This window comes from Escherichia sp. 94.0001, from assembly GCF_013369155.2.
GTDB lineage: Bacteria > Pseudomonadota > Gammaproteobacteria > Enterobacterales > Enterobacteriaceae > Escherichia > Escherichia coli_F.
The window spans coordinates 40,459-67,032 of sequence record NZ_JABWMS020000016.1; the positions used below are offsets into that span (position 1 = coordinate 40,459).

Consider the following 26,574-nt stretch of genomic DNA (forward strand, 5'->3'; position numbering starts at 1 on the left):
TTCGGAGATGTGTTATGTCTGATACCAAACGTAATACAATCGGCAAATTCGGCTTGCTCTCGCTGACTTTTGCCGCCGTTTACAGCTTTAACAACGTTATCAATAATAATATTGAGCTTGGACTGGCCTCGGCACCAATGTTTTTCCTCGCGACGATTTTTTATTTTATTCCCTTCTGTCTGATCATCGCAGAATTTGTTTCGTTAAATAAAAACTCGGAAGCCGGTGTCTACGCGTGGGTAAAAAGTTCGCTGGGCGGACGTTGGGCATTTATTACTGCCTATACCTACTGGTTCGTAAACTTGTTCTTTTTCACCTCATTATTGCCGCGCGTTATTGCTTACGCCTCGTATGCTTTCCTCGGCTACGAATATATTATGACACCGGTTGCCACCACCATTATCAGTATGGTGCTGTTCGCCTTCTCCACCTGGGTTTCCACCAACGGGGCGAAAATGCTGGGGCCAATCACCTCCGTCACTTCAACGCTGATGCTGCTGTTAACGCTCTCCTACATTTTACTGGCAGGCACGGCGCTGGTTGGCGGCGTACAGCCTGCCGATCCGATCACCGTTGACGCGATGATCCCTAACTTTAACTGGGCGTTCCTCGGCGTTACTACCTGGATCTTTATGGCCGCAGGTGGCGCGGAATCTGTCGCGGTGTACGTTAACGACGTCAAAGGCGGTTCAAAATCGTTTGTTAAAGTGATCATTCTCGCCGGGATTTTTATCGGTGTACTGTATTCCGTCTCCTCGGTGCTAATTAACGTCTTCGTCAGCAGCAAAGAGTTGAAGTTTACCGGCGGATCGGTGCAGGTATTCCATGGCATGGCGGCGTATTTTGGTCTGCCGGAAGCGTTGATGAATCGCTTTGTTGGCCTGGTGTCCTTTACCGCGATGTTCGGCTCCCTGCTGATGTGGACCGCTACGCCGGTAAAAATTTTCTTCTCCGAAATCCCGGAAGGCATCTTTGGTAAGAAAACCGTCGAACTGAACGAAAACGGCGTTCCGGCGCGCGCAGCGTGGATCCAGTTCCTGATCGTCATCCCGCTGATGATTATCCCGATGCTCGGTTCCAATACCGTGCAGGATCTGATGAATACTATTATTAATATGACTGCCGCAGCATCCATGCTTCCGCCGTTATTCATCATGCTGGCTTACCTGAATTTACGCGCCAAATTAGATCACCTGCCACGCGATTTCCGCATGGGCTCCCGTCGTACCGGTATTATCGTTGTTTCAATGCTGATTGCGATATTTGCCGTAGGGTTTGTCGCTTCGACATTCCCGACTGGCGCGAATATTCTGACCATCATTTTTTATAACGTCGGCGGTATTGTTATCTTCCTCGGCTTTGCGTGGTGGAAATACAGTAAATATATAAAGGGATTAACGGCTGAAGAGCGCCATATTGAAGCGACGCCAGCCAGCAATGTTGATTAAGCAGAATAATAAAAAATGAGCAGGCATTTTCCCTCTTCCTGGATGGGGAGAGGGAAAATAGTTTCTGCCTTTATATTTTTATAATTACAACGATAAAAGGCTGTACTTTTTCTTTAGCTCATGGATTAACACAATGAAATTAATCACTGCACCATGCAGAGCATTACTTGCTCTGCCGTTTTGCTACGCCTTTTCTGCGGCTGCTGAAGAAGCACGTCCAGCAGAACATGACGACACAAAAACACCCGCAATGACCTCGACATCTTCTCCTTCATTTCGTTTTTACGGCGAATTAGGGGTTGGTGGATATATGGATTTAGAGGGTGAGAATAAACATAAATACAGCGACGGCACCTATATTGAAGGTGGCCTGGAGATGAAGTACGGCTCCTGGTTCGGCCTGATTTACGGCGAAGGCTGGACCGTGCAGGCCGACCACGACGGTAATGCCTGGGTGCCTGACCATAGCTGGGGTGGTTTCGAAGGTGGGATTAACCGTTTCTATGGCGGTTATCGTACCAATGATGGCACCGAAATCATGCTCAGTCTGCGTCAGGATTCCTCGCTGGATGACCTGCAATGGTGGGGCGATTTCACGCCCGATCTGGGCTACGTCATTCCCAATACCCGCGACATTATGACCGCGCTGAAGGTACAGAACTTAACCGGCAACTTTCGTTATAGCGTCACCGCCACACCTGCCGGGCATCATGACGAAAGCAAAGCCTGGCTACATTTTGGCAAATACGATCGCTACGACGACAAATACACTTATCCGGCAATGATGAACGGTTACATCCAGTATGACCTTGCCGAAGGCATCACCTGGATGAACGGTCTGGAAATTACCGACGGTACCGGACAACTCTATCTCACTGGCCTGCTTACCCCTAACTTTGCCGCTCGCGCCTGGCACCATACCGGACGCGCCGACGGACTGGACGTACCGGGAAGTGAAAGTGGGATGATGGTGAGCGCCATGTATGAAGCGTTCAAGGGGATTTATCTCTCTACCGCTTACACGTACGCCAAACATCGCCCTGACCACGCTGACGATGAAACCACCTCTTTCATGCAGTTTGGTATCTGGTACGAATACGGCGGCGGACGTTTCGCAACGGCTTTTGATAGCCGCTTCTACATGAAAAATGCCTCTAACGATCCCAGCGACCAACTCTTCCTGATGCAATATTTCTACTGGTAAAAGGACAATAATCTCATGAAAATCAAAACTATTTTAACGCCAGTAGCCTGCGCTCTACTGATGAGTTTTTCCGCCCATGCCGCTAACGCCGACAATTATAAAAACGTGATTAACCGTACTGGCGCGCCGCAGTACATGAAGGATTACGATTACGACGATCACCAGCGTTTTAATCCGTTTTTCGATCTCGGAGCCTGGCATGGTCATCTGTTGCCAGACGGCCCGAATACCATGGGCGGTTTTCCAGGCGTTGCGCTGCTGACGGAAGAATACATCAACTTTATGGCCAGCAATTTCGACCGCCTGACCGTCTGGCAGGACGGCAAGAAAGTCGACTTCACGCTGGAGGCATACAGTATTCCCGGCGCGCTGGTACAAAAAATGACAGCAAAAGATGTGCAGGTCGAAATGACTCTGCGCTTCGCCACGCCGCGTACCTCATTACTGGAAACTAAAATCACCAGCAATAAACCGCTGGATCTGGTGTGGGACGGCGAGCTGCTGGAAAAACTGGAAGCGAAGGAAGGGAAACCGATTTCCGATCAAACCATTGCTGGCGAGTACCCTGATTATCAGCGCAAAATCAGCGCCACCCGTGATGGCCTGAAAGTCACCTTTGGCAAAGTGCGCGCCACCTGGGATCTGCTGACCTCCGGCGAATCAGAATATCAGGTGCATAAATCCCTGCCAGTGCAGACTGAAATCAACGGTAATCACTTTACCAGTAAGGCGCATATCAACGGGTCGACGACGCTCTATACCACCTACTCCCACCTGCTGACCGCTCAGGAAGTTAGCAAAGAGCAAATGCAGATCCGCGATATTCTGGCGCGTCCGGCGTTTTATCTCACCGCCTCGCAGCAACGCTGGGAAGAGTACCTGAAGAAAGGGTTAACCAATCCGGATGCGACGCCGGAACAGACGCGCGTCGCGGTGAAAGCCATCGAAACACTCAACGGTAACTGGCGCTCACCGGGCGGGGCGGTGAAATTTAATACCGTCACACCGTCGGTGACCGGACGCTGGTTCTCCGGCAATCAGACCTGGCCGTGGGATACCTGGAAGCAGGCGTTTGCGATGGCGCATTTCAATCCGGAGATCGCCAAAGAGAATATCCGCGCGGTCTTCTCCTGGCAGATCCAACCTGGCGACACCGTGCGTCCACAGGATGTGGGATTTGTCCCCGACCTGATTGCGTGGAACCTTAGCCCCGAGCGTGGCGGCGATGGCGGCAACTGGAACGAACGTAATACCAAACCCAGCCTTGCCGCCTGGTCAGTAATGGAAGTGTATAACGTCACCCAGGATAAAGCCTGGTTGGCAGAGATGTACCCGAAACTGGTGGCCTATCACGACTGGTGGTTACGTAACCGCGATCATAACGGCAACGGCGTGCCGGAATATGGCGCGACCCGCGATAAAGCCCATAACACCAAGAGCGGTGAGATGCTGTTTACGGTGAAAAAAGGCGATAAAGAAGAGACGCTGTCTGGGCTGAACAACTACGCCCGCGTGGTGGAGAAAGGCCAGTACGACAGTCTGGAAATTCCGGCACAAATTGCTGCGTCGTGGGAATCGGGCCGTGATGACGCCGCCGTCTTTGGGTTTATCGACAAGGAACAGCTGGATAAATATGTCGCTAACGGCGGCAAACGTAGTGACTGGACGGTGAAATTCGCCGAAAACCGCAGTCAGGACGGAACGTTGCTGGGCTACTCGCTATTGCAGGAGTCGGTGGATCAGGCCAGCTATATGTACAGCGATAACCATTATTTGGCAGAGATGGCAACTATCCTCGGTAAGCCGGCAGAGGCCAAACGCTATCGCCAGTTGGCGCAGCAGCTCGCGGACTACATCAATACCTGTATGTTCGACCCGACCACGCAGTTCTACTATGACGTGCGCATTGAAGATAAACCGCTGGCGAACGGCTGTGCGGGCAAACCGATTGTTGAGCGCGGTAAAGGGCCTGAAGGCTGGTCGCCGCTGTTTAACGGTGCTGCAACGCAGGCCAATGCCGACGCGGTGGTGAAGGTGATGCTGGACACCAAAGAGTTCAACACCTTTGTACCGCTGGGAACGGCGGCGTTAACCAACCCGGCTTTTGGCGCGGATATCTACTGGCGCGGGCGCGTATGGGTAGATCAGTTCTGGTTTGGTCTGAAAGGAATGGAGCGTTACGGTTATCGCGATGATGCCCTGAAACTGGCGGATACGTTCTTCCAGCATGCCAAAGGATTAACCGCCGACGGTCCGATTCAGGAGAATTACAACCCGCTGACTGGCGCGCAGCAAGGGGCTCCAAATTTCTCCTGGAGTGCCGCACATTTGTATATGTTGTATAACGATTTTTTCCGTAAGCAGTAATTTGCAACGGCTGGCGGATGCGGCGTGGGCGCCTTATCCGCACTACATGTGCGTTCCGTAGGCCGGATAAGACGCGGCAAGCGTCGCATCCGGCATCTGCACCGCGCCACTGGCGGATGCGGCGTGGACACCTTATCCGCCCTACATGTGCGTTCCCCCAGGCCGGATAAGACGCGGCAAGCGTCGCATCCGGCATTACCACCAGCGTATTCTTTTTGATTCCCATCACAAACCCCGCATTCCCCTTTTCCCTTTTCCCCGGCGACGGCTAAATTAGAACTCATCCGACCACATAACAATTATTTTACATACTGGATAATTTATGAGCTACCCGTCGCTGTTTGCCCCGCTTGATTTAGGTTTTACCACGTTAAAAAACCGCGTGTTGATGGGTTCAATGCACACCGGGCTGGAGGAATACCCGGACGGTGCCGAGCGGCTGGCGGCGTTTTATGCTGAACGCGCCCGTCACGGCGTGGCGCTGATCGTTAGCGGCGGTATTGCACCTGATTTAACAGGCGTTGGCATGGAAGGCGGTGCAATGCTCAATGACGTCAGCCAGATCCCACACCATCGCACCATTACCGAAGCGGTACATCAGGAAGGCGGCAAAATCGCCCTGCAAATTTTGCATACCGGACGCTACAGCTACCAACCGCATCTGGTAGCGCCCTCCGCGTTGCAGGCCCCCATCAACCGTTTCGTTCCTCATGAACTCACCCATGAAGAGATCCTGCGACTGATCGACGATTTCGCCCGCTGCGCGCAACTGGCGCGGGAGGCCGGATACGATGGCGTAGAGGTGATGGGTTCCGAAGGGTATTTGATCAACGAGTTTCTGACTCTGCGCACCAACCAGCGTAGCGACCAGTGGGGCGGCGATTACCGCAACCGGATGCGGTTTGCCGTCGAAGTAGTGCGTGCGGTGCGCGAGCGCGTCGGCAACGACTTCATTATTATCTATCGGCTGTCGATGCTCGACCTGGTAGAAGGCGGCGGGACTTTAACCGAAACGGTAGAACTGGCGCAGGCCATTGAAGCGGCGGGCGCAACCATTATCAACACTGGAATAGGCTGGCATGAAGCGCGGATTCCGACCATCGCCACGCCAGTGCCGCGCGGCGCATTTAGCTGGGTCACACGCAAACTGAAAGGTCACGTCTCATTGCCGCTGGTGACCACCAACCGGATTAACGATCCGCAGGTTGCCGACGATATTCTCTCGCGCGGTGATGCCGATATGGTATCGATGGCGCGACCGTTTCTTGCTGATGCGGAGCTGCTGTCAAAAGCGCAATCGGGGCGAGCCGATGAGATCAACACCTGCATTGGCTGCAATCAGGCCTGTCTCGATCAGATCTTTGTCGGCAAAGTCACCTCGTGCCTGGTGAATCCTCGCGCCTGCCACGAAACCAAAATGCCGATCCTTCCCGCCGTGCAGAAAAAAAATCTGGCGGTGGTCGGCGCAGGTCCGGCGGGGCTGGCGTTTGCCATCAATGCGGCGGCGCGTGGTCATCAGGTAACGTTGTTTGATGCACATAGCGAGATCGGCGGGCAGTTTAATATCGCCAAACAGATCCCCGGCAAAGAGGAATTTTACGAAACATTGCGCTACTACCGCCGGATGATCGAAGTGACTGGCGTGACACTGAAACTTAATCACACCGTGACCGCAGATCAGTTAAAGGCGTTCGATGAAACGATCCTCGCCAGTGGGATCGTACCGCGCATTCCGCCCATCGACGGGATCGATCATCCGAAGGTGTTGAGTTATCTCGACGTACTGCGCGACAAAGCGCCGGTGGGCAACAACGTCGCCATCATTGGTTGTGGTGGGATTGGCTTTGATACAGCGATGTATTTGAGTCAGCCAGGGGAGTCCACCAGCCAGAATATCACCGAGTTTTGTAATGAGTGGGGAATCGACAGTAGCCTGCAACAGGGTGGTGGGTTAAGCCCGCAGGGAATGCAGATCCCCCGTAGCCCGCGACAGATTGTGATGCTTCAACGCAAAGCCAGCAAACCAGGGCAAGGGTTGGGCAAAACTACGGGCTGGATCCATCGCACCACCCTGCTCGCGCGCGGCGTGAAAATGATCCCAGGCGTAAGTTACCAGAAGATCGACGATGACGGGCTGCATGTGGTGATCAACGGCGAACCGCAAATTTTGGCGGTAGATCATGTGGTGATCTGCGCGGGGCAGGAGCCAAACCGCACGCTGGCACAACCGCTCATTGATAGCGGGAAAACCGTGCATTTAATTGGCGGCTGCGATGTGGCTATGGAGCTGGACGCACGACGGGCAATTGCCCAGGGAACACGGTTGGCGCTGGAGATTTAAATCGTTATTTGAAGTGCTGGATGTGACGCTTGCTGCGTCTTATCCGGCCTACGGGTAACGTGCTAATCGTAGGCCGGATAAAGCGTTCACGCCGCATCCGGCACGTCGCGTTAATCAATAAACAAGGCGGGAGAAATGCCGAATCGCGTTGCCAGTTTTTTAGCGTGTTCCAGCGTTAATTTCCTCTTCCCGCTCAAAACGCGTGACACCATCGATTTACTGCCAATTTCCGGCAGATCGGAAAGGGTTAAACCATATTGATCCATAAGGGTACGAATCACAGCTATACCGCCAGGCATGGCTTGAGCCATGGCATTAAATTCAGCAAATTCGGGCGCTGATTCTTCCCACGCGGTTATTTTGGCACACACCAGATCCAGCAAGGGGTTTTCAGGATCGTTGAGCAGCAGATGATCTACCAGTTCCAGCGCCTGGGTGTATTGTTCCTCGTTCTGAATACCCGCCAGAAAAGGTGCCACAGCAGTTAGCTTTTCTCCTGCTTGCAAGATGTCGGCAATCGCAATCATTTTTTCCCCTTAGTACGATGAACGGCGGTAAAGAAATCGTATTCTTTATGCGTCATAACTTCACGTATGTAGCACTTTTGCGATTCAAAAAAGACCATTGCTACAACACGTAATTCATTGCCCCCGACATTGAAAACATAATGCTTATCCAGATATTTGAAGTTATCCAGAGAAGGGAATACTGCTTTTAATGACTCAGGTTTTTTGAAATATCCCTTAGCAATCGTGTTCCCCAGAGCCACCAACTCCGTTTTATGTTGCGGGTATTTTTCCGCAGCATCTTTCAATGCTTTTTGAGTTATCAGGTGCATTCTTCATCACGTCCGTTGACAAATTGGCAACATGATAACATCCGTTGACAGATTGGCAACGGATGAATTTATCTGTGTGACGGAAGAATAAACGTAGAAAAACGCTAAACAAGAGAATGTAGAGGATGGTGACAGGGATTTTTTGTTTTATGGAAGCGCGATTCCAGAACTGGGCAGACATTGCCGGATGCGACGCTTGCCGCGTCTTATCCGACCTGGGGGTAATGTGCTGAACGTATGCCGGATAAGGCGTTTACGCCGCATCCGGCAGGTAGCTGTCAATCTTACCGACGACGCCCCAGCTTCACCGCTTTCAGCACCACAAATTTATTATTGGTGGCAATGGTGGTGCAGTTGCCAAAAATTTTCTTCAGTTTATGGAAGTAATCCAGGTGACGGTTGGCAACGATATACAGCTCGCCGTTGATTTTCAGGCAGCGGCGCGCGTGGTGGAACATTTCCCAGGCAACGTTATCGGTCAGTGCATGTTGCTGGTGAAACGGCGGGTTGCAGAGCACAGCATTAAAGCGGAACGGCTCCACGCCGGAGAGCGCGTTGTTGATCATAAACTCGCAGCGATCCAACGCCTCTGGCATGTTGGTTTCAACATTCAAACGGCTGGAAGCAACCGCCATCGGTGATTCATCGACAAACACCACTTTCGCCTGCGGGTTTTTATCAAGCAGCGTCAGGCCAATAACGCCGTTACCACAACCGAGATCGACAACCTCACCCTCGAGATTCTCTGGCAGATGCTGCATAAAGAAGCGCGCGCCAATATCAAGCCCGGTGCGTGAGAAGACATTCGCATGGTTGTGGATAGTCCAGTCAGTACCCTCCAGCTTCCAGCTAACGGTTTGCGGTGCATCAACCAGCGGCGGCTCGTTGAAAGTGCAGTTAATCAGGCGCGCTTTCTTCCATGCCAGCGTGGTGGTGGTCGGGCCGAGCACTTTTTCGAACAGTTCCAGCGTGGAGGTGTGAATGTCACGGGCTTTAGCACCGGCAATAATACGTGTATCCGGCGTGACTACTTTGCGCAATGCGCGCAGTTGCTGTTCCAGCAATGCCAGTGTTTTCGGCACTTTGATCAGTACCACGCCCGGCTGTTGCGGGTAGTCAGCGGTGCTGTCGAGAAACTTCACGCTCGATTCATCAATCCCGTTGAGGCGTAAATTCTCGCGCGTCGCCAGTTCGCTGATGTATGAGTCGCCAATGCTGTACGGCTTATGTTCCGCCAGCGCACAACTTAACGCCCCAAAGGCATCATTCAGGATTAACACCGGGCCGCGGATTTCTGTGTCGTCCAACTGTTGCAGCAAATATTCATCTGCCGCTTCCCACGCCTGTAGCGGGTTAACGTCATCCGTCGCCGGAAAACGTTGTAGTGTCAGTGAACGGAAACCGTTGTCTAAGTGGCTCATCGGCCCTCCTGAATGATAAAATTTCGACGTTGCCCCTGAAAAGGGTGCGTGAGTATACCCTTTTTCTCTTTTTCGTGGGCGGTTATGAGCAATCTTACTTATCTTCAGGGTTATCCCGAACAGTTGCTTTCCCAGGTGCGCACGCTGATTAATGAACAGCGTCTGGGCGATGTGCTGGCAAAACGCTATCCAGGAACGCACGACTACGCCACCGATAAAGCCCTCTGGCAATATACTCAGGATCTTAAAAATCAGTTTCTGCGTAATGCTCCACCGATCAATAAAGTGATGTATGACAACAAGATCCATGTGCTGAAAAACGCGCTCGGGTTACATACCGCTGTTTCGCGTGTGCAGGGCGGCAAGCTGAAAGCAAAAGCAGAGATCCGCGTCGCTACCGTGTTTCGCAACGCGCCGGAACCGTTTTTGCGCATGATCGTGGTGCACGAGTTGGCGCACCTGAAGGAGAAAGAGCACAACAAAGCGTTCTATCAATTGTGCTGTCATATGGAGCCGCAGTACCACCAGCTTGAATTCGACACTCGTCTGTGGCTAACGCAGTTGTCGCTTGGGCAGGACAAAATCTGAAAATGATGTCAGGCGTTATCTTTTCCTCCTTTAGCGCCTAAAATCGACCTCCCCCCTTTCGTTAAGGATAACGACCATGCTGCGCGCCTTTGCCCGCCTTCTTCTCCGTATTTGTTTTTCTCGCCGGACTCTAAAGCTTGGCTGTTTATTGTTGCTTATAGCAGGAGCGACCATTTTTATTGCCGATCGCGTTATGATCAACGCCAGCAAGCAGCTGACCTGGAGCGATGTCAACGCCGTTCCGGCGCGTAACGTGGGTTTATTGCTGGGGGCGAGGCCGGGTAATCGCTACTTTACCCGACGTATTGATACCGCAGCAGAGTTGTACCACGCCGGAAAAGTGAAATGGCTACTAGTGAGCGGCGATAACGGACGTAAAAATTACGATGAAGCCTCAGGCATGCAGCAGGCTTTGATCGCTAAAGGCGTACCCGCAAAAGTCATCTTCTGCGACTATGCCGGATTCTCAACGCTTGATTCGGTGGTGCGTGCCAAAAAGGTGTTTGGTGAAAGCCATATCACTATTATTTCGCAAGAATTTCATAACCAACGCGCCATCTGGCTGGCAAAACAGTACGGCATCGATGCCATCGGGTTTAACGCACCAGACCTGAATATGAAACATGGTTTTTATACTCAGCTGCGGGAGAAACTCGCTCGCGTCAGCGCAGTGATTGACGCGAAAATCCTCCATCGACAGCCGAAATATCTCGGGCCGTCGGTCATGATTGGGCCGTTTAGCGAGCATGGCTGTCCGGCGAAAGAATAATGCGTATCTGCGCACGTCGAAGATGAAAAAGGCGTGCTACATTGACGGCAGAATCCCTTTATGGAGTATCCACGCGTTATGATACGTTTCGCTGTGATTGGCACGAACTGGATCACTCGCCAGTTCGTCGAGGCCGCCCATGAGAGCGGTAAATACAAGTTAACCGCTGTCTATTCCCGCAGCCTTGAACAGGCCCAGCACTTCGCCAATGATTTTTCTGTCGAGCATCTGTTTACATCGCTGGAAGCGATGGCAGAAAGTGATGCTATTGACGCGGTGTATATTGCCAGCCCGAATGCCCTGCATTTTCCCCAGACACGACTTTTCCTTAGCCATAAAATTCATGTGATTTGCGAGAAACCGCTGGCGTCGAATCTGGCGGAAGTGGATGCCGCCATTGCCTGTGCTCGGGAAAATCAGGTGGTGCTGTTTGAGGCATTTAAAACCGCCAGCCTACCGAATTTCCATTTGTTACGCCAGGTACTGCCGAAAGTTGGCAAATTGCGTAAAGTCTTTTTCAACTATTGCCAATATTCCTCGCGATATCAACGTTATCTGGACGGCGAAAATCCCAACACCTTCAATCCGGCATTCTCCAACGGTTCAATTATGGATATCGGCTTTTACTGTCTGGCGTCGGCGGTGGCGTTATTTGGTGAACCGAAAAGCGTGCAGGCAACCGCCAGTTTGCTGGCAAGTGGTGTGGATGCCCACGGCGTGGTGGTGATGGATTACGGTGATTTCAGCGTTACCTTGCAGCACTCAAAGGTCAGTGATTCTGTGCTGGCAAGTGAGATTCAGGGCGAAGCGGGATCGCTGGTGATTGAAAAACTGTCTGAATGCCAGAAAGTTTGCTATGTGCCGCGCGGCAGCCAGATGCAGGATCTTACCCAGCCGCAGCATATTAATACCATGCTGTACGAAGCAGAGCTGTTCGCTACCCTGGTGGATGAACATCTGGTAGATCATCCAGGGCTGGCGGTCAGTCGTATCACCGCCAGGCTGCTGACCGAGATCCGCCGCCAGACCGGGGTGATTTTTCCGGCAGATAGCGTAAAACTATAATAGCCAAAGTAAAACAGTGTAAAAGGGATGTAACAGACCATTGACTGACCGAATGGTCTGTCATACTTTGTTACCTGCAAAGGGGAGTAACTTCATTGCCGGTCGATCGTCATTACGATGTGTGAAAAACCACATCCGGTCACCGGGCAACCCGAAAGGAATACGCAGACGTATTCCTTTTTTGTTGTAAGTGAGACCTTGCCGGAAGGCGAGGTCTATGCATAAAAAGCAGCGGCTGACGTCTTCCGATGTTGGCCGTTTTTTTATGTGTAAGGAACTTCTATGAATACTGTCGGCACGCCGTTGCTATGGGGCGGATTCGCTGTTGTTGTCGTCATTATGCTGGCTATCGACCTGTTGTTGCAGGGGCGTCGCGGGGCACATGCCATGACCATGAAACAGGCTGCGGCCTGGTCGCTGGTCTGGGTGACACTGTCGTTATTGTTTAATGCCGCTTTCTGGTGGTATCTGGCGCAGACACAGGGGCGCGAAGTCGCGGACCCTCAGGCATTGGCCTTCCTCACGGGTTATCTGATTGAGAAATCACTGGCGGTCGATAACGTCTTCGTCTGGCTGATGTTGTTCAGCTATTTCTCTGTTCCGGCGGCATTACAACGCCGCGTGCTCGTGTATGGCGTACTCGGGGCGATTGTTCTGCGTACCATCATGATCTTCACTGGCAGCTGGCTGATTTCGCAGTTCGACTGGATCCTGTATATCTTCGGTGCCTTCCTGCTGTTTACTGGCGTGAAGATGGCGCTGGCTCATGAAGATGAATCAGGTATTGGTGACAAGCCGCTGGTGCGCTGGCTGCGCGGTCATTTGCGCATGACCGACACCATCGACAACGAGCATTTCTTTGTGCGTAAGAATGGTTTGTTGTATGCCACGCCGCTGATGCTGGTACTGATTCTGGTGGAGTTGAGCGACGTGATTTTCGCCGTGGATAGCATTCCGGCTATCTTCGCCGTGACCACCGATCCGTTTATTGTGCTGACCTCAAACCTGTTTGCGATCCTCGGCCTGCGTGCGATGTATTTCCTGCTGGCGGGCGTAGCAGAACGTTTCTCGATGCTCAAATATGGTCTGGCGGTGATTCTGGTGTTTATCGGTATCAAGATGCTGATTGTCGATTTCTACCATATTCCGATCGCCGTTTCGCTGGGCGTGGTGTTTGGCATTCTGGTGATGACGTTTATTATCAACGCCTGGGTGAATTATCGGCATGATAAGCAGCGGGTGGGATGATTTTTAATCTGCCTAAGCCGTGTACCTTGTCATCAACATGAGCACCATTTTCTCCCTCTCTCTTCCAGGGAGAGGGGACTGACCGAGTACTTTTTTGACGTTGTCATCAGTCTGGAAGCCGCACGTTGGGCTTTATTTTTATGTCAAACAAATGTAACCATTAAGTTGCAAAATATGACCTCTCTTTAAAATCCAGCATTTTTCGCTTCCCGAAGCTGTAACTTTCCTTATACTCGACCTTGCAAACACTTTGTTACATCCTGAAAGATGCGTCGACAGAACGCACCAGGGATGTGCGACAACACAATGAAAGGATCGAAAAATGACTACGCAACGTTCACCGGGGCTATTCCGGCGTCTGGCTCATGGCAGCCTGGTAAAACAAATCCTGGTCGGCCTTGTTCTGGGGATTCTTCTGGCATGGATCTCAAAACCGGCGGCTGAAGCTGTCGGTCTGTTAGGTACTTTGTTCGTTGGTGCCCTGAAAGCTGTAGCGCCGATTCTGGTGCTGATGCTGGTAATGGCATCTATTGCTAACCACCAGCACGGGCAGAAAACCAACATTCGCCCTATTCTGTTCCTCTATCTGCTGGGCACCTTCTCTGCTGCTCTGGCCGCGGTAGTCTTCAGCTTTGCCTTCCCTTCTACCCTGCACTTGTCCAGTAGCGCGGGTGATATTTCGCCGCCGTCAGGCATTGTCGAAGTGATGCGCGGGCTGGTAATGAGCATGGTTTCCAACCCCATCGACGCGCTGCTGAAAGGTAACTACATCGGGATTCTGGTGTGGGCAATTGGCCTCGGTTTCGCACTGCGTCACGGTAACGAGACCACCAAAAACCTGGTCAACGATATGTCGAATGCCGTCACCTTTATGGTGAAACTGGTCATTCGCTTCGCACCGATCGGTATTTTTGGGTTGGTTTCTTCTACCCTGGCTACCACCGGTTTCTCCACACTGTGGGGCTACGCGCAACTGCTGGTCGTGCTGGTTGGCTGTATGTTACTGGTGGCGCTGGTGGTTAACCCATTGCTGGTGTGGTGGAAAATTCGTCGTAACCCGTTCCCGCTGGTGCTGCTGTGCCTGCGTGAAAGCGGTGTGTATGCCTTCTTCACCCGCAGCTCTGCAGCGAACATTCCGGTGAATATGGCACTGTGTGAAAAGCTGAATCTGGATCGCGATACCTATTCCGTTTCTATTCCGCTGGGAGCCACCATCAATATGGCGGGCGCAGCAATCACCATTACCGTGTTGACGCTGGCTGCGGTTAATACGCTGGGTATTCCGGTCGATCTGCCCACAGCGCTGCTGTTGAGCGTAGTGGCTTCTCTGTGCGCCTGTGGCGCATCCGGCGTGGCGGGGGGGTCTTTGCTGCTGATCCCACTGGCCTGTAATATGTTCGGTATTTCGAACGATATCGCCATGCAGGTGGTTGCCGTCGGCTTTATCATCGGCGTATTGCAGGACTCTTGCGAAACCGCGCTGAACTCTTCAACTGACGTGCTGTTCACTGCGGCAGCTTGCCAGGCAGAAGACGATCGTCTGGCAAATAGCGCCCTGCGTAATTAATTGTTTAACCCCTTTCGTCTACTGCGGAAGGGGTTGTTTTCTCTACTTTAAACGGATCAATTCCCCTTTTCTGCATCCGCCAGAAACGAATGATATTCAGGCCATTCATGAGCAGAAAACTCCCCTCAATCATCGTGCCGCCTATCGACCCCGCCCAGAAGTTGTGAATCACCCAGCAACACGTTGAAAACCACATTACGCAGCGCATGGTCAGCCCTTTACAGCGGAATAGCGCCCAGGTACTGACAATCGTGCCGATAACCGGCAATAGTTCAACAGGATGATGGAACTTCGCGAGGCCAATTCCGCCAGTCAGCACAATAAAAATCGCCATTACCCATAAGCTGCGCGTGCGTAAGGTAATCAGCGTACGAATGGCATTAAGGATGGCACTGGCACCAGCGGGATAGGTGCCCAGAAGAAAAAAATGTACGCCAATAACGGCGCTATAGACCGAAAGCTGCTTTTTGAAGCGACGTTCGTCACGATTGAAAAATGTTGTGATACCAATCAGAAAGGCGATGACACCCACGCCCTGGGCCAGCCAATACGCGGTCATGATAAATCCTTAGCAGGTATGGAAAAGCAAACGGCGCTTCACATTATGAAACGCCGTTTTTTATTAACAACTCATTTCGACTTTATAGCGTTACGCCGCTTTTAAAGATCGCCAGTTCGCGGAAGTCGTTACGCTCGTTGCAGGTTTGCTTACCGTTGGCAAACTCAACGATGGTGTCGATAAATTCTTCCAGCAACTGCGGCATCGCTTTACCGTGGATCAGCTGACCCGCGTCAAAGTCGATCCAGTGTTTTTTCTTCGCCGCCAGTTCACTGTTGGTGGCGATTTTCACCGTCGGCACAAATCCACCATACGGCGTGCCACGACCAGTACTGAACAGCACCATATGGCAGCCCGCACCCGCCAGGGCGCTGGTCGCTACGGCATCGTTACCCGGCGCACTTAACAAGTTCAGCCCCGGCGTTTTCAGACGCTCGCCGTAACGCAGCACGTCAACCACGACGCTGGAACCCGCTTTCTGGGTACAGCCAAGTGATTTGTCTTCCAGCGTGGTGATACCGCCCGCTTTGTTCCCCGGCGATGGGTTTTCATAGATCGGCTGGTCATGGGCAATAAAGTACTGTTTGAAGTCGTTGACCATAGTGACCAGTTTTTCAAACGTTGCTTCGTCGCGGCAATGGTCCATCAGCAACTGCTCTGCGCCAAACATCTCCGGCACTTCGGTCAGTACGGTAGTACCGCCGTTAGCAATCACGTAGTCAGAGAAACGCCCCAGCATCGGGTTAGCAGTAATACCAGAAAGACCGTCAGAACCACCGCACTCCAGACCAAACTTCAGTTCGCTGAGTTTGCCTGGCTCACGCTTGTCGTTGCGCATCACGTTATACAGCTGATGCAAATGCGCGATCCCGGCTTCGATCTCATCATCCTGCTGTTGGCAGATCATGAAATGAACGCGTTCAGGATCGATATCGCCCAACGTTTCACGGAATGCGGCAACCTGGTTGTTTTCACATCCCAGACCAATGACCAGCACTGCGCCCGCGTTCGGGTGGCGCACCATGTTTTGCAGCATGGTGCGGGTATTGATGTGATCGTCGCCCAGCTGCGAGCAGCCGTAGGTGTGGCTGAAGAGGAACACGCCGTCAGTACCTTCGGCGTTGTTGGTCTCTTTCAGGAAACGGTTCTGGATCTGCCGCGCGATGCCGTTAACACAACCCACGGTTGGCAGGATCCACAGCTCATTACGCACCCCGACATCGCCGTTCGCGCGACGATAGATCTGCACTTCACGATCTGCCGCTTGCGCAGGCAGATCCTGAAAATCAGGTTGATAGCGATACTGATCCAGATCGCTCAGATTCGTGCGCGTATTGTGGGCGTGAACGTGTTCCCCCGCCGCAATATCCGCCAATGCATAACCAATCGGCAGGCCATATTTAATGACGTTGGCCCCTTTTGCGATATCCGTTAACGCAAATTTATGTCCACGAGCAACATCCTGGCGCAGCGTAACAGTCTGGTTATCGACACTGACTTCTGTGCCTTCCGCCAAATCTGCTAAAGCAACCGCGACGTTATCCAGCGCATGGATCTTGATGTATTGCATATCAACCCCAGACCTTAGTTCAGTTCAATGGCGAAGTAGTCACGCGCATTGTTAAAGCAAATATTTTTCACCATCTCGCCCAGCAGGTTGATGTCCGCCGGTGCTTCGCCCGCTTCCACCCAGCGGCCAATCATCTGGCACAGAATGCGACGGAAGTATTCGTGACGGGTGTATGACAAGAAGCTACGGCTGTCAGTCAGCATACCGACAAAGCGGCTCAGCAGACCGAGCTGCGCCAGTTGGGTCATCTGACGTTCCATACCGTCTTTCTGATCGTTAAACCACCAGCCGGAACCGAACTGCATTTTGCCTGGCATTCCTTCGCCCTGGAAGTTACCGATCATGGTACCCAGTACTTCGTTATCGCGTGGGTTCAGGCAGTACAGAATAGTTTTCGGCAGCAGGTTTTCTTCGTTCTGTTTGCTCAGCAGCTTAGACAGTTCTTCCGCCATCGGACGGTCGTTGATGGAGTCAAAGCCTACATCCGGCCCCAGCAGTTTGAACTGACGCAGGTTGTTATTACGCAGTGCGCCGATGTGGTACTGCTGTACCCAGCCGCGACGTGCGTATTCGGCACCAAGGAACACCAGCACCGCAGTTTTGAACTGTGCCACTTCGTGCTCGCTTAGGGTTTCGCCGGCCAGACGGCGCGCCAGAATGCTATCCAGTTCCGCTTCGTTCGCTTCAGCAAACATCACCACGTCCAGCGCGTGGTCAGACACTTTACAGCCGTGAGCGGCGAAGTGATCCAGACGCTTGGTCAGGGCCGTTTGCAGGTCAGCAAAACGACGGATGTCGGTATCAGAGACTTCACCCAGCTTCGCCATGTAGTCGTTAAAGGTCGCCTGTTCGATGTTGAAGGCTTTGTCCGGACGCCAGCTCGGTAGCACTTTAATGGTGAAAGAGCCGTCTTTGGCGATCTCAGCGTGATGCTCCAGTGAATCGATCGGGTCATCGGTAGTGCCGACCATTTTCACGTTCATCTGCTGCATGATGCCGCGCGCAGAGAAATTATCCTGCGCCAGCAGTTCGTTACATTCGTTCCAGATTTCGTCAGCGGTAGACGGGGAAAGCAATTTGCCGGTAATACCAAATGGACGACGCAGTTCGAGGTGCGTCCAGTGGTATAACGGGTTGCCGATAGTGTGCGGAACGGTCGCCGCCCAGGCGTCAAATTTTTCTCGGTCAGATGCATCACCAGTACACAGACGCTCAGCCACGCCATTAGTGCGCATAGCACGCCATTTGTAGTGATCACCTTTCAGCCAGATGTCATACAGGTTTTTAAAACGATAGTCTTCCGCAATCTGCTGCGGTGGCAAATGGCAATGGTAATCGAAAATCGGCTGGTCTTTTGCGTAGTCGTGATACAGACGGCGGGCAAATTCGGTATCTAACAGGAAATCTTCAGTCATAAACGGAGTCATTTTCGTCTTCCTCTCAACGAGTGAGCTAGCTTGCTTATGGTGCGATGCTGACAAAGTTATCACACCAATTTCCAGAGTCCGAAGATATTTTCGTGAGATAGATCAATAAACGTAGTTAAAAAAATTACTCTCAAAGTGGTAAATCTCGCTGCAAGCCGCGCCAGTACTGGCCTCGCTGTCATCAGGTAATGTCCCTACAAATATTCCCACATTTGTGATGGCTCTCACCTTTTAAAGTTGTATGACAAGTTATCTTTCTGCCGTCGCAAATCATAAGTCGACGGAATGCAAATTGCCGATTCATTCATTTGTTAGATGAATCGGGTTAACCGGTACGGAAGCCGAATTAGCACGAAACTTTCATGGCAACGTTCGGGGCGTGCCGGTTTTTTTTCGGTTACCCGGTCGTAACTAACATCTTCAGCCTCTGGCGGGATGATGGCCGCGCTTCCTGCGGATATAACAAAACGATGAGGTTTTACATGCGTAAAATTAAAGGGTTACGTTGGTATATGATCGCACTGGTGACGCTCGGCACCGTGCTTGGTTACCTGACGCGTAACACTGTGGCGGCAGCTGCGCCAACTCTGATGGAAGAGTTAAACATCTCCACCCAACAGTATTCCTATATCATCGCAGCCTATTCTGCTGCTTATACGGTCATGCAACCGGTAGCAGGTTATGTACTGGATGTGCTGGGTACGAAAATCGGTTACGCAATGTTTGCTGTACTGTGGGCTGTGTTCTGTGGCGCAACCGCGCTGGCAGGTAGCTGGGGTGGCCTGGCGGTTGCTCGTGGTGCGGTAGGTGCTGCAGAGGCGGCGATGATCCCGGCGGGTCTGAAAGCCAGTTCCGAATGGTTCCCGGCAAAAGAGCGTTCCATCGCGGTCGGCTACTTTAACGTAGGTTCTTCGATTGGTGCGATGATTGCGCCGCCGCTGGTGGTATGGGCAATCGTGATGCACAGCTGGCAGATGGCATTTATCATCTCCGGTGCGTTGAGCTTTATCTGGGCGATGGCATGGCTGATTTTCTACAAGCATCCGCGCGACCAGAAACATCTGACCGATGAAGAACGTGACTACATTATTAATGGTCAGGAAGCCCAGCACCAGGTTGACACAGCGAAGAAAATGTCCGTTGGTCAGATCCTGCGTAACCGTCAGTTCTGGGGTATCGCGCTACCGCGTTTCCTGGCTGAACCTGCCTGGGGTACTTTTAACGCGTGGATCCCGCTGTTCATGTTTAAAGTTTACGGCTTTAACCTGAAAGAGATCGCGATGTTCGCCTGGATGCCAATGCTGTTTGCTGACCTTGGTTGTATCCTCGGTGGTTACCTGCCGCCGCTGTTCCAGCGTTGGTTTGGCGTGAACCTGATCGTTTCCCGTAAGATGGTAGTAACGCTGGGTGCGGTGCTGATGATTGGCCCAGGTATGATCGGTCTGTTCACTAACCCGTATGTCGCGATTATGCTGCTGTGTATCGGTGGTTTTGCTCACCAGGCCCTGTCTGGCGCACTGATTACGCTCTCTTCTGACGTGTTCGGTCGTAACGAAGTGGCGACGGCGAACGGTTTAACCGGGATGTCCGCATGGCTGGCAAGTACGCTGTTTGCACTGGTAGTCGGTGCACTGGCTGACACCATCGGCTTCAGCCCGCTGTTCGCAGTTCTGGCAGTATTCGACCTGCTGGGTGCGCTGGTTATCTGGACTGTGTTGCAGAACAAACCGGCGATTGAGGTGGCGCAGGAATCACATAACGATCCCGCACCGCAACATTAAGGCTTAACGTAAGTTGTAATGACGAAGCCGCCTGTTCAGGCGGCTTCGTTGTTTGTAGAGAACAAACCGTTTATCCGGGTTACAGGATTAATTGATAGTTGGCAAGGATGGGGTAAATATTACCGACAATTTACCCATGTAATATCCAGCCTGTTTTGCCGTCACGTTAAATTTATCCACCACCAACGTCAGTGGTGTGGGGACACACATCACTGCGTAACGAATGCCGGGCAACACTACCGGACGTACACGTTTAAGATTGATGTTGTTCCAGACGATACTTTCATTGTTGCGCACATCGATTTGCCCGCCAGTCTCCGGGTTAGACATTTTGACGCGATAGTCGATACGTTCCGCTGCGTCAGTAGATGTGCCTCCCTGACGATATATGGAGAATTCACCATTGTTGCGCCCCGCCGCCGCGCGTCCCTCATCTTTTAGCAAGATTTCATAGCTGAGGCCATTACCGTTAAAACCGTCATACAGGCACATGTCAAGCATGGTCAGGTCTTGTGCGTAATTGCTGCCATTGACGCTGCCCGTAGGATGTAAATCTAACTGCACACGCGGCGTGGCATGCGCAAACTCAGGAAAGAAGACGTCTATATGATTGGGGTCGAGGGTATTCAGGGTAATATCCGCAAAATAGTCCTGTGAAGGGCTATTCAAATGTAATTTCACTGACCCTTTCCAGACGCCACCGATCGGTAGCTTCTTCATTTCAGCCTGTTCAAGGTAAAGTGTGAGTTGTCTCCTGTCCGCGCCATATGTGCCCGTGTTATCTCTGCAATTCCACCCGGTATAATCAGTAAGAGGGAGTTGTTTAGTATACCCTTCACAATCTGAACCGACTCTTGATGTTTGTGCAGATATGTATCCTTTAAGTTTTACCTGCCAACGCATACCACTGCGCTGTTCTGTCATATAGATTTGAACTGTGGACATGTTAGAGCTGCTGGTACAGGTTTGCTGCAAATTAGAGAATGCACATAGATAAGACGCATACTTATTTTTTGCTGGTGGTTCTTCTCGATTCCAGAAGTAATAATCTGCTCTTCCTGATGCTAAATCATATGTCACTTCTGCAGTGACAACAGGTGCAGACTGGGCATACTGAGCGGAGAAAAATATCCCCCAAATACCTGCAATCAATCGCTTTCTCATGGTGCAACCTCCCTTTGCGCCGTTTGTACGTTTCCGCGTAATTTAGGCTGTTTTAACTGTGCCTGAACCTGAATGGACTCCGGTAATTGCGAATAACTCACGATGCTGCAAGTCACAACCCCGCTGTAGCGAATGCTGGCACGTTTCTTCACAACACTCAGTGGACACTTAAGGAAATGCTGCCCGGAAAGCAGATACAGATCTTTTTCACTACCGCTAATCTCAAGTGTAAATCCACCGTCTTCAGCCACCAGTAACATGGCGCTGTTCAGACCAACCAGCGGGAATTTCTCTACTGATGCGGGCAATAACAAGCGACCAATATAGTTGTAATTAAAGCTGGCAGACACTTCGCGATAGCGCAGCTTGCCCGGTAACAACATTAATTCACGATTTCCAGCACCGTTAATGATGTTGGTTGTCCCTTGCTGATCGCCCTGGCTGCTATCGTTAACTTCCACAAAACCCGACTGGAACCCGGCGTACGGAAACAATACGCTGTCATTTTGACCAAGTTGCAATGTTCTGCTGCCCGCCACTCGCGCTTCGAGTTGCAGCTCCTGACTCTGTTCATCCTGCTCAGAGAAACCTTTCACATCCACCAACACCGCCCCCAGCAGATCATCTGAGCCGCTGGCCCCCACATTAATGCCATAGCGACTCACCGCAAGTGTGGAGCTATATGTACCGGTAAAGGCTGAGATATGATCATGATTCTGGCGATCATAACTGTCCGAAACAGTAGCGTAGACATTTCCATATTGACCATCCCAACGCCCGTTAACCGCGCTGTTTATGGTATCGGTGTTCAGACCGCCGACGGTCACGCCAAGCTCTTTATGGCTGAATGAGTCGTTATAAAAGGTATGAGATAACTGCCATGACGTTTGATCGCCATCCTGATCGCTATAACGATAGTCAGTAGAAACATTGGTTAAATAGCTGTTGTTATTGCTATCCATCGTTGGCGTATCAGATAACGAAAACGATAAGTACAAGCCGTTATCGTCGTTATCATCCCCATTGTCATTACGATGGAAAACACCAACAGTAGTACTCAAAATCCAGTCACGCATCACGAAAGCGCGGGAAGCACTGAGTTGTAAAGTTTCGGAAATACTTTGCGCCGTCGTCTGGCGAAGATAGTTATTTTCAAAGCTCTGCTGTTTGTCCCAACGCAGATTGTCATTCGTGTTATTTTGCGTACGGGTATAACCCAGCATCATGTTCCAGCCTACAAGATTCTGTGAAATCGTCGCGGAGATGCTTTCATAACAGCTTAAGGCGTTGTAGCTTTCTCGGTTGTCGGTTGTACAAACATCACCATCAGAGTTGGTACGATAAAAGCCCAATGTCGGCCATCCCGATTGACTCCAGTTAGCCTGTTGCATATCACCTTTGCCACCATCATCGTTACGGAACACGCTGGCGTTGATGAGTAGATTCCCTGCCACGCCTAAATCTGCTGTCCAGTTATTGCCTAACTCGAAGGCACTAACATCATCTGCATTCGCCAGCCCTGCATAGAGCTCATATTGCGGATGTAATGGCAGGCGCACACCCAGCTGATAAGCCGAACTTTCATCATCAGAAGCTTGAGATGTGGTTTTCCCCGCCTGTAAAAACCACTGGGCATTTCCGTCTGTCAGACCGCCGGTTTTGGTAAATGGCACGAGCTCAGTGCGGGTGAGTTGGTTATTTTCATAGACTTTTAACGCCACGCTGTAACTGCCTGGCGGAAAGGAATTGGTATCAATAAATTGCGAACCGCTATTGAGGTAAAACGACCCCAAAAGTTGTTCATTACGATAAGCATCAACACGTGAATTGCGCGAAAGCAAAACCATTACCGGGGTTCCCTGCTGGCTTTGCGTCTGGTTTAAATAACTGAGCGTCGACCCGATACGCATTCCGTCGATTGCACCGAGTGGCAGAAAGTTAAACGTAAAGTTACCACCTTGTGCATTAAATAATGTGCGGTTGTCCATCCGCCCCGCCTGCACATAATAACGACGTAAAAAATCGTAGCGATAATAGAGATCGCTGACATCAGCATTACTGTCACTGATATCATCACCATCATAACCGTTGAAATTCCAGTGGGCGCCAATATAACTATTTTCTGTTATTCCCTGCGCACCATTACCTTGAATTGACAACGATTGGTAATCGTCCTGTACCAGCACATTAATATCTTGCTGATGTATAAACGCGTTAACCGTATTTTGGTCAGGATTTAAATACAATGATTTCGTATCAAACGCAGAACTCCATTGCGGATTGAGAAAGAGCGTTGCTGAACTTTCCTCATCATTGAAGATTATTTCTACCGTCTCAGTATTAAGAAAACCACAGCCTGAATCAGTACGTACAAAGCCACAAGCCAGTTCACCATGGCGAGCTAACGGTTGCGATAGTTTTTCTTTCACTGTACGTGCGATTTTTTGATCGTCGGTGTTCAATTCCAGTTTACTGTATAAACTCGATGAGTCCAGAAATGTTATGGTATCAAGATTAACCATTGCATAGTATTTACCGAGACTTTTCCCTGCAAAATAAACCTCGATATACTCCTGCTGTCCTTGAGCAATAATCTCGAAACCAGCGGGGATTTTTGTTAATGTTGCCTTTGCCGGGCTGATACTCGCCAGGATCAAAAGAGCCAGTAGTTTTTTATCCATGGCAGTCCTGTAATCCATAATAAATACTAAAATAGTTAAAAGAAGGGAGGAATTTCCTCCCTTTATTACATGTTAATTCTGTTATTAGGATTAGATATCCTGGGACAGATAAATGCTGACTACGCCACTGTAAATACCTGTTTCCAGAACACCTTTGGTGGCTTGAGCAAACATCAGTGGTTTAGCCAGCGAACCGTTAGTTAACGCATCGGAAGCAAAGATTTTTGTTGCAGTAAAAGTGGTTGCCGCATCAGCTTTAATCTCTTCACCGCCCCAGGTTACAGTCAGCGGAACAACTTTAGTAGCGTCCAGGCTTTGAACCAGTTGTGCAGGAGAAACTAACTGCATTTTCACGTCTTTGGTCGTGTCATTTGACCAGATTTTGGTCATTAACTGGTAAGATTGCAGGCCCTGCCCCGGCAGATATTGCATTTCAACTGCTTTCGGCAGTGCGCTGTTATCTGTCTGAGTCATATCCAGAGCAGCATCAACATTGGCAGTAACAGTGATATCTTTTTGTACTGCTAATGCAGAACCTGCAACGGAAAACATTGCCGCTACCAGAAGAGATTTTGCGAATACCTTTTTCATTACTATTCCTTTGTTTATTACAATGATAATTAATGAACCGCCAGTTCAAACTCGCCATTATCCTTGGTGATCCAGTTATTATATTTGACAACGATTTTATCGTAGCCAGATATGCCTTCTAAACTTCTTTCCTGACCAGGGAAAATGTTTTTATTGACGGTCTGTATCTTGCAATTATTTTTACTATTATTTTTACAATAAGCGATCGTTAAAATTTTCAAGCGCTGATTCCCTGCATTTAATAATTTTTGGGCAGGGCTTACTTCTAACTTAGCAATAGGTTGCTGAGGTGGAACACTAACAACAATCCCCCAAATTAAATTAACTGTTAACTGCATAGAGAGATCTTTTTTATCCGTGGCAACGTCATCAATACTGGGAACCGCTTCAAATTTAACGCGATAGTTTTTCTCTTTTTGCTCTGGTTCCATCGCGACAAAGCGCACGGTTTTGCTACTACCGGCTGGTAAGGCGAATTTGGGTGGCATCACAACCAGATGATTTGCATCACCGGATTTAATCTCAACTTCATTTTCCTGAGGCGTCGATGGATTATCGATACGGAATACTGTCGCCTTAATATACTGAACTTCATTACTTTTAGATATAACGCGAACGTTGCCTTCACCCAGGCTATTAATGGAAACAGCCATAGGATAAACAGTCATATTTGACTGTGCAAAAAAAGGAGCGAACACGAATAAAAGCGGCGTAAGCCGTGATAAGAAGTTAATTTTCGCCACCATATAAATTTGATCTTATAGTATTGTTTCCAAAAAGTTAGTGCATTAGAAATGTAGACCTATTGTAAGTCAATATAAAAAAGCATTTTTAGTGAAGATTAAATTTAAAAGTAAAGAATTAAGTTACTGAAACATAGTGATTTTCACAATGGCAACACTTAATTTTTAGGAATTTATAAATATTCACAATATTAATTTATTATATTAATTCAATCACCATAATTATATATGAACGATGGCATACCCTTGAATAAAGTGGTATGATAACTTTGTCCGCATTCCACTCCGGGAGACGCATATGGAAATCACTGAACCACGCCGTTTGTATCAACAACTTGCCGCTGATCTGAAAGAGCGCATCGAACAGGGCGTCTATCTGGTGGGTGATAAACTGCCTGCTGAGCGCTTTATTGCCGATGAAAAAAACGTCAGTCGCACCGTGGTTCGTGAAGCCATCATCATGCTTGAAGTTGAAGGCTATGTAGAGGTGCGTAAAGGCTCGGGTATTCATGTGGTTTCCAACCAGCCGCGCCATCAGCAGTCAGCTGACACTAATATGGAATTCGCCAATTACGGTCCGTTTGAGCTGCTTCAGGCACGTCAGCTCATCGAAAGTAATATTGCCGAGTTCGCAGCGACCCAGGTAACCAAACAGGACATCATGAAACTGATGGCCATCCAGGAGCAGGCGCGCGGCGAACAATGCTTCCGTGATTCCGAGTGGGATTTGCAGTTCCATATTCAGGTTGCCCTGGCGACGCAGAACTCCGCCCTGGCAGCCATCGTTGAAAAAATGTGGACCCAACGTAGCCATAACCCATACTGGAAAAAACTGCACGAGCATATTGATGCCCGTACTGTCGATAACTGGTGCGATGACCACGATCAGATCCTCAAAGCGTTAATTCGCAAAGATCCCCATGCCGCGAAGCTGGCAATGTGGCAGCATCTGGAAAACACCAAGATCATGTTATTTAACGAAACCAGCGACGATTTCGAGTTCAATGCCGACCGCTATCTGTTCGCCGAAAATCCCGTTGTGCATCTTGATACGGCCACCAGCGGCAGCAAATGAAATCCCCATTCGGCAGGCGCAACGACGCGCCTGTTTGCCTCGTCGGTAAGCGAAAAGTATAAAGTGTCAGCCTGTGTAAATCCTCTCGCCTCCCTCCCCTGCATTCAGCAAAATCAGACTCCACGGA

At 50.5% G+C, this 26,574-nt stretch carries 21 protein-coding genes; 11 read left to right on the top strand and 10 right to left on the bottom strand.

Annotated elements, in window-relative coordinates:
* Nucleotides 1-14 precede the first annotated feature (14 nt).
* The 4 genes from HEN33_RS10520 (at nt 15) to fadH (ending at nt 7,360) form a co-directional block, all read left to right on the top strand.
* The gene (locus HEN33_RS10520) at nt 15-1,448 is read left to right on the top strand and encodes an amino acid permease (protein WP_001285446.1); all 1,434 of its coding nucleotides are present in this window, start codon (nt 15-17) and stop codon (nt 1,446-1,448) included.
* A gap of 133 nt (nt 1,449-1,581) precedes the next feature.
* Nucleotides 1,582-2,652, top strand: coding sequence for a protein YgjJ (ygjJ, locus tag HEN33_RS10525; protein ID WP_039021363.1), 1,071 nt, complete (start codon nt 1,582-1,584; stop codon nt 2,650-2,652).
* 15 nt (nt 2,653-2,667) lie between these two features.
* Nucleotides 2,668-5,019, top strand: a complete 2,352-nt coding sequence (gene ygjK / locus HEN33_RS10530) for an alpha-glucosidase (RefSeq protein ID WP_176263598.1) — start codon at nt 2,668-2,670, stop codon at nt 5,017-5,019.
* 322 nt (nt 5,020-5,341) lie between these two features.
* The gene (gene fadH, locus HEN33_RS10535) at nt 5,342-7,360 is read left to right on the top strand and encodes an NADPH-dependent 2,4-dienoyl-CoA reductase (RefSeq protein ID WP_105271291.1); all 2,019 of its coding nucleotides are present in this window, start codon (nt 5,342-5,344) and stop codon (nt 7,358-7,360) included.
* A gap of 110 nt (nt 7,361-7,470) precedes the next feature.
* Here the strand turns inward: fadH and higA are convergent, their stop codons facing one another.
* The 3 genes from higA to rlmG all read right to left on the bottom strand — a co-directional run bounded on the left by higA (nt 7,471) and on the right by rlmG (nt 9,619).
* On the bottom strand, nt 7,471-7,887 hold the full coding sequence (higA, locus tag HEN33_RS10540; protein ID WP_000560266.1) for a type II toxin-antitoxin system antitoxin HigA: 417 nt from the start codon (nt 7,885-7,887) through the stop codon (nt 7,471-7,473).
* A complete protein-coding gene (gene higB, locus HEN33_RS10545) occupies nt 7,884-8,198 on the bottom strand; it encodes a type II toxin-antitoxin system toxin HigB (protein ID WP_000550189.1) in 315 nt (104 codons plus the stop codon). Before higB ends, higA begins: the two co-directional genes overlap by 4 nt.
* Before the next feature lie 284 nt (nt 8,199-8,482).
* Nucleotides 8,483-9,619: a 23S rRNA (guanine(1835)-N(2))-methyltransferase RlmG gene (gene rlmG / locus HEN33_RS10550; RefSeq protein ID WP_000018675.1), complete on the bottom strand. Its 1,137-nt coding sequence runs from the start codon at nt 9,617-9,619 to the stop codon at nt 8,483-8,485.
* 84 nt (nt 9,620-9,703) lie between these two features.
* Between rlmG and HEN33_RS10555 the strand changes: the two genes are divergently transcribed.
* From HEN33_RS10555 to sstT, 5 genes are all read left to right on the top strand, one after another.
* The gene (locus tag HEN33_RS10555; RefSeq protein ID WP_001295542.1) at nt 9,704-10,207 is read left to right on the top strand and encodes a M48 metallopeptidase family protein; all 504 of its coding nucleotides are present in this window, start codon (nt 9,704-9,706) and stop codon (nt 10,205-10,207) included.
* 76 nt (nt 10,208-10,283) lie between these two features.
* Nucleotides 10,284-10,976, top strand: a complete 693-nt coding sequence (locus HEN33_RS10560; protein WP_176263597.1) for a SanA/YdcF family protein — start codon at nt 10,284-10,286, stop codon at nt 10,974-10,976.
* A 78-nt stretch (nt 10,977-11,054) separates the two neighbouring features.
* Nucleotides 11,055-12,041 (top strand): Gfo/Idh/MocA family protein, encoded by a 987-nt coding sequence (locus tag HEN33_RS10565; RefSeq protein WP_105276825.1) that lies wholly within the window; start codon nt 11,055-11,057, stop codon nt 12,039-12,041.
* A gap of 282 nt (nt 12,042-12,323) precedes the next feature.
* Nucleotides 12,324-13,289: a TerC family membrane protein Alx gene (gene alx, locus HEN33_RS10570; RefSeq protein WP_001098830.1), complete on the top strand. Its 966-nt coding sequence runs from the start codon at nt 12,324-12,326 to the stop codon at nt 13,287-13,289.
* Between the two features lie 322 nt (nt 13,290-13,611).
* Nucleotides 13,612-14,856 (top strand): serine/threonine transporter SstT, encoded by a 1,245-nt coding sequence (gene sstT, locus HEN33_RS10575; protein ID WP_000211655.1) that lies wholly within the window; start codon nt 13,612-13,614, stop codon nt 14,854-14,856.
* A gap of 4 nt (nt 14,857-14,860) precedes the next feature.
* Here the strand turns inward: sstT and HEN33_RS10580 are convergent, their stop codons facing one another.
* From HEN33_RS10580 to uxaC, 3 genes are all read right to left on the bottom strand, one after another.
* The gene (locus tag HEN33_RS10580) at nt 14,861-15,415 is read right to left on the bottom strand and encodes a YgjV family protein (protein ID WP_000128139.1); all 555 of its coding nucleotides are present in this window, start codon (nt 15,413-15,415) and stop codon (nt 14,861-14,863) included.
* A gap of 82 nt (nt 15,416-15,497) precedes the next feature.
* Complete coding sequence (gene uxaA, locus HEN33_RS10585) at nt 15,498-16,985, bottom strand: altronate dehydratase (RefSeq protein ID WP_001199369.1); 1,488 nt, start codon at nt 16,983-16,985, stop codon at nt 15,498-15,500.
* 14 nt (nt 16,986-16,999) lie between these two features.
* Nucleotides 17,000-18,412, bottom strand: coding sequence for a glucuronate isomerase (uxaC, locus tag HEN33_RS10590; protein ID WP_000187442.1), 1,413 nt, complete (start codon nt 18,410-18,412; stop codon nt 17,000-17,002).
* 482 nt (nt 18,413-18,894) lie between these two features.
* On the opposite strand from uxaC, the gene exuT reads away from it, so the two are divergent.
* A complete protein-coding gene (exuT, locus tag HEN33_RS10595) occupies nt 18,895-20,193 on the top strand; it encodes a hexuronate transporter ExuT (RefSeq protein WP_001298326.1) in 1,299 nt (432 codons plus the stop codon).
* Between the two features lie 87 nt (nt 20,194-20,280).
* Here the strand turns inward: exuT and HEN33_RS10600 are convergent, their stop codons facing one another.
* The 4 genes from HEN33_RS10600 to HEN33_RS10615 all read right to left on the bottom strand — a co-directional run bounded on the left by HEN33_RS10600 (nt 20,281) and on the right by HEN33_RS10615 (nt 25,375).
* On the bottom strand, nt 20,281-21,357 hold the full coding sequence (locus HEN33_RS10600) for a CfaE/CblD family pilus tip adhesin (protein ID WP_105271285.1): 1,077 nt from the start codon (nt 21,355-21,357) through the stop codon (nt 20,281-20,283).
* Nucleotides 21,354-24,038: a TcfC E-set like domain-containing protein gene (locus HEN33_RS10605; protein ID WP_105287709.1), complete on the bottom strand. Its 2,685-nt coding sequence runs from the start codon at nt 24,036-24,038 to the stop codon at nt 21,354-21,356. The genes HEN33_RS10600 and HEN33_RS10605 overlap by 4 nt, the downstream gene beginning before the upstream one ends.
* A 90-nt stretch (nt 24,039-24,128) precedes the next feature.
* Nucleotides 24,129-24,629 carry a CS1 type fimbrial major subunit gene (locus tag HEN33_RS10610; RefSeq protein WP_032185169.1) on the bottom strand — a complete coding sequence of 167 codons (501 nt, stop codon included), beginning with the start codon at nt 24,627-24,629 and terminating at the stop codon, nt 24,129-24,131.
* Between the two features lie 29 nt (nt 24,630-24,658).
* Nucleotides 24,659-25,375, bottom strand: a complete 717-nt coding sequence (locus HEN33_RS10615; RefSeq protein ID WP_148787588.1) for a fimbria/pilus periplasmic chaperone — start codon at nt 25,373-25,375, stop codon at nt 24,659-24,661.
* A 295-nt stretch (nt 25,376-25,670) separates the two neighbouring features.
* On the opposite strand from HEN33_RS10615, the gene exuR reads away from it, so the two are divergent.
* Nucleotides 25,671-26,447 carry a transcriptional regulator ExuR gene (gene exuR, locus HEN33_RS10620; protein ID WP_000406496.1) on the top strand — a complete coding sequence of 259 codons (777 nt, stop codon included), beginning with the start codon at nt 25,671-25,673 and terminating at the stop codon, nt 26,445-26,447.
* Nucleotides 26,448-26,574 lie beyond the last annotated feature (127 nt).

Excerpts from the sequence above, each read along its gene's own strand:
- sstT (WP_000211655.1), top strand. The coding sequence starts at position 13,612 with ATGACTACGCAACGTTCACCGGGGCTATTCCGGCGTCTGGCTCATGGC.
- exuT (WP_001298326.1), top strand. The coding sequence starts at position 18,895 with ATGCGTAAAATTAAAGGGTTACGTTGGTATATGATCGCACTGGTGACG.
- higA (WP_000560266.1), bottom strand. The coding sequence starts at position 7,887 with ATGATTGCGATTGCCGACATCTTGCAAGCAGGAGAAAAGCTAACTGCT.
- ygjJ (WP_039021363.1), top strand. The coding sequence starts at position 1,582 with ATGAAATTAATCACTGCACCATGCAGAGCATTACTTGCTCTGCCGTTT.
- HEN33_RS10565 (WP_105276825.1), top strand. The coding sequence starts at position 11,055 with ATGATACGTTTCGCTGTGATTGGCACGAACTGGATCACTCGCCAGTTC.
- fadH (WP_105271291.1), top strand. The coding sequence starts at position 5,342 with ATGAGCTACCCGTCGCTGTTTGCCCCGCTTGATTTAGGTTTTACCACG.
- HEN33_RS10560 (WP_176263597.1), top strand. The coding sequence starts at position 10,284 with ATGCTGCGCGCCTTTGCCCGCCTTCTTCTCCGTATTTGTTTTTCTCGC.
- HEN33_RS10600 (WP_105271285.1), bottom strand. The coding sequence starts at position 21,357 with ATGAGAAAGCGATTGATTGCAGGTATTTGGGGGATATTTTTCTCCGCT.
- alx (WP_001098830.1), top strand. The coding sequence starts at position 12,324 with ATGAATACTGTCGGCACGCCGTTGCTATGGGGCGGATTCGCTGTTGTT.
- HEN33_RS10605 (WP_105287709.1), bottom strand. The coding sequence starts at position 24,038 with ATGGATAAAAAACTACTGGCTCTTTTGATCCTGGCGAGTATCAGCCCG.
- uxaC (WP_000187442.1), bottom strand. The coding sequence starts at position 18,412 with ATGACTCCGTTTATGACTGAAGATTTCCTGTTAGATACCGAATTTGCC.
- HEN33_RS10580 (WP_000128139.1), bottom strand. The coding sequence starts at position 15,415 with ATGACCGCGTATTGGCTGGCCCAGGGCGTGGGTGTCATCGCCTTTCTG.
- HEN33_RS10520 (WP_001285446.1), top strand. The coding sequence starts at position 15 with ATGTCTGATACCAAACGTAATACAATCGGCAAATTCGGCTTGCTCTCG.
- exuR (WP_000406496.1), top strand. The coding sequence starts at position 25,671 with ATGGAAATCACTGAACCACGCCGTTTGTATCAACAACTTGCCGCTGAT.
- HEN33_RS10610 (WP_032185169.1), bottom strand. The coding sequence starts at position 24,629 with ATGAAAAAGGTATTCGCAAAATCTCTTCTGGTAGCGGCAATGTTTTCC.
- rlmG (WP_000018675.1), bottom strand. The coding sequence starts at position 9,619 with ATGAGCCACTTAGACAACGGTTTCCGTTCACTGACACTACAACGTTTT.
- higB (WP_000550189.1), bottom strand. The coding sequence starts at position 8,198 with ATGCACCTGATAACTCAAAAAGCATTGAAAGATGCTGCGGAAAAATAC.
- HEN33_RS10555 (WP_001295542.1), top strand. The coding sequence starts at position 9,704 with ATGAGCAATCTTACTTATCTTCAGGGTTATCCCGAACAGTTGCTTTCC.
- ygjK (WP_176263598.1), top strand. The coding sequence starts at position 2,668 with ATGAAAATCAAAACTATTTTAACGCCAGTAGCCTGCGCTCTACTGATG.
- HEN33_RS10615 (WP_148787588.1), bottom strand. The coding sequence starts at position 25,375 with ATGGTGGCGAAAATTAACTTCTTATCACGGCTTACGCCGCTTTTATTC.
- uxaA (WP_001199369.1), bottom strand. The coding sequence starts at position 16,985 with ATGCAATACATCAAGATCCATGCGCTGGATAACGTCGCGGTTGCTTTA.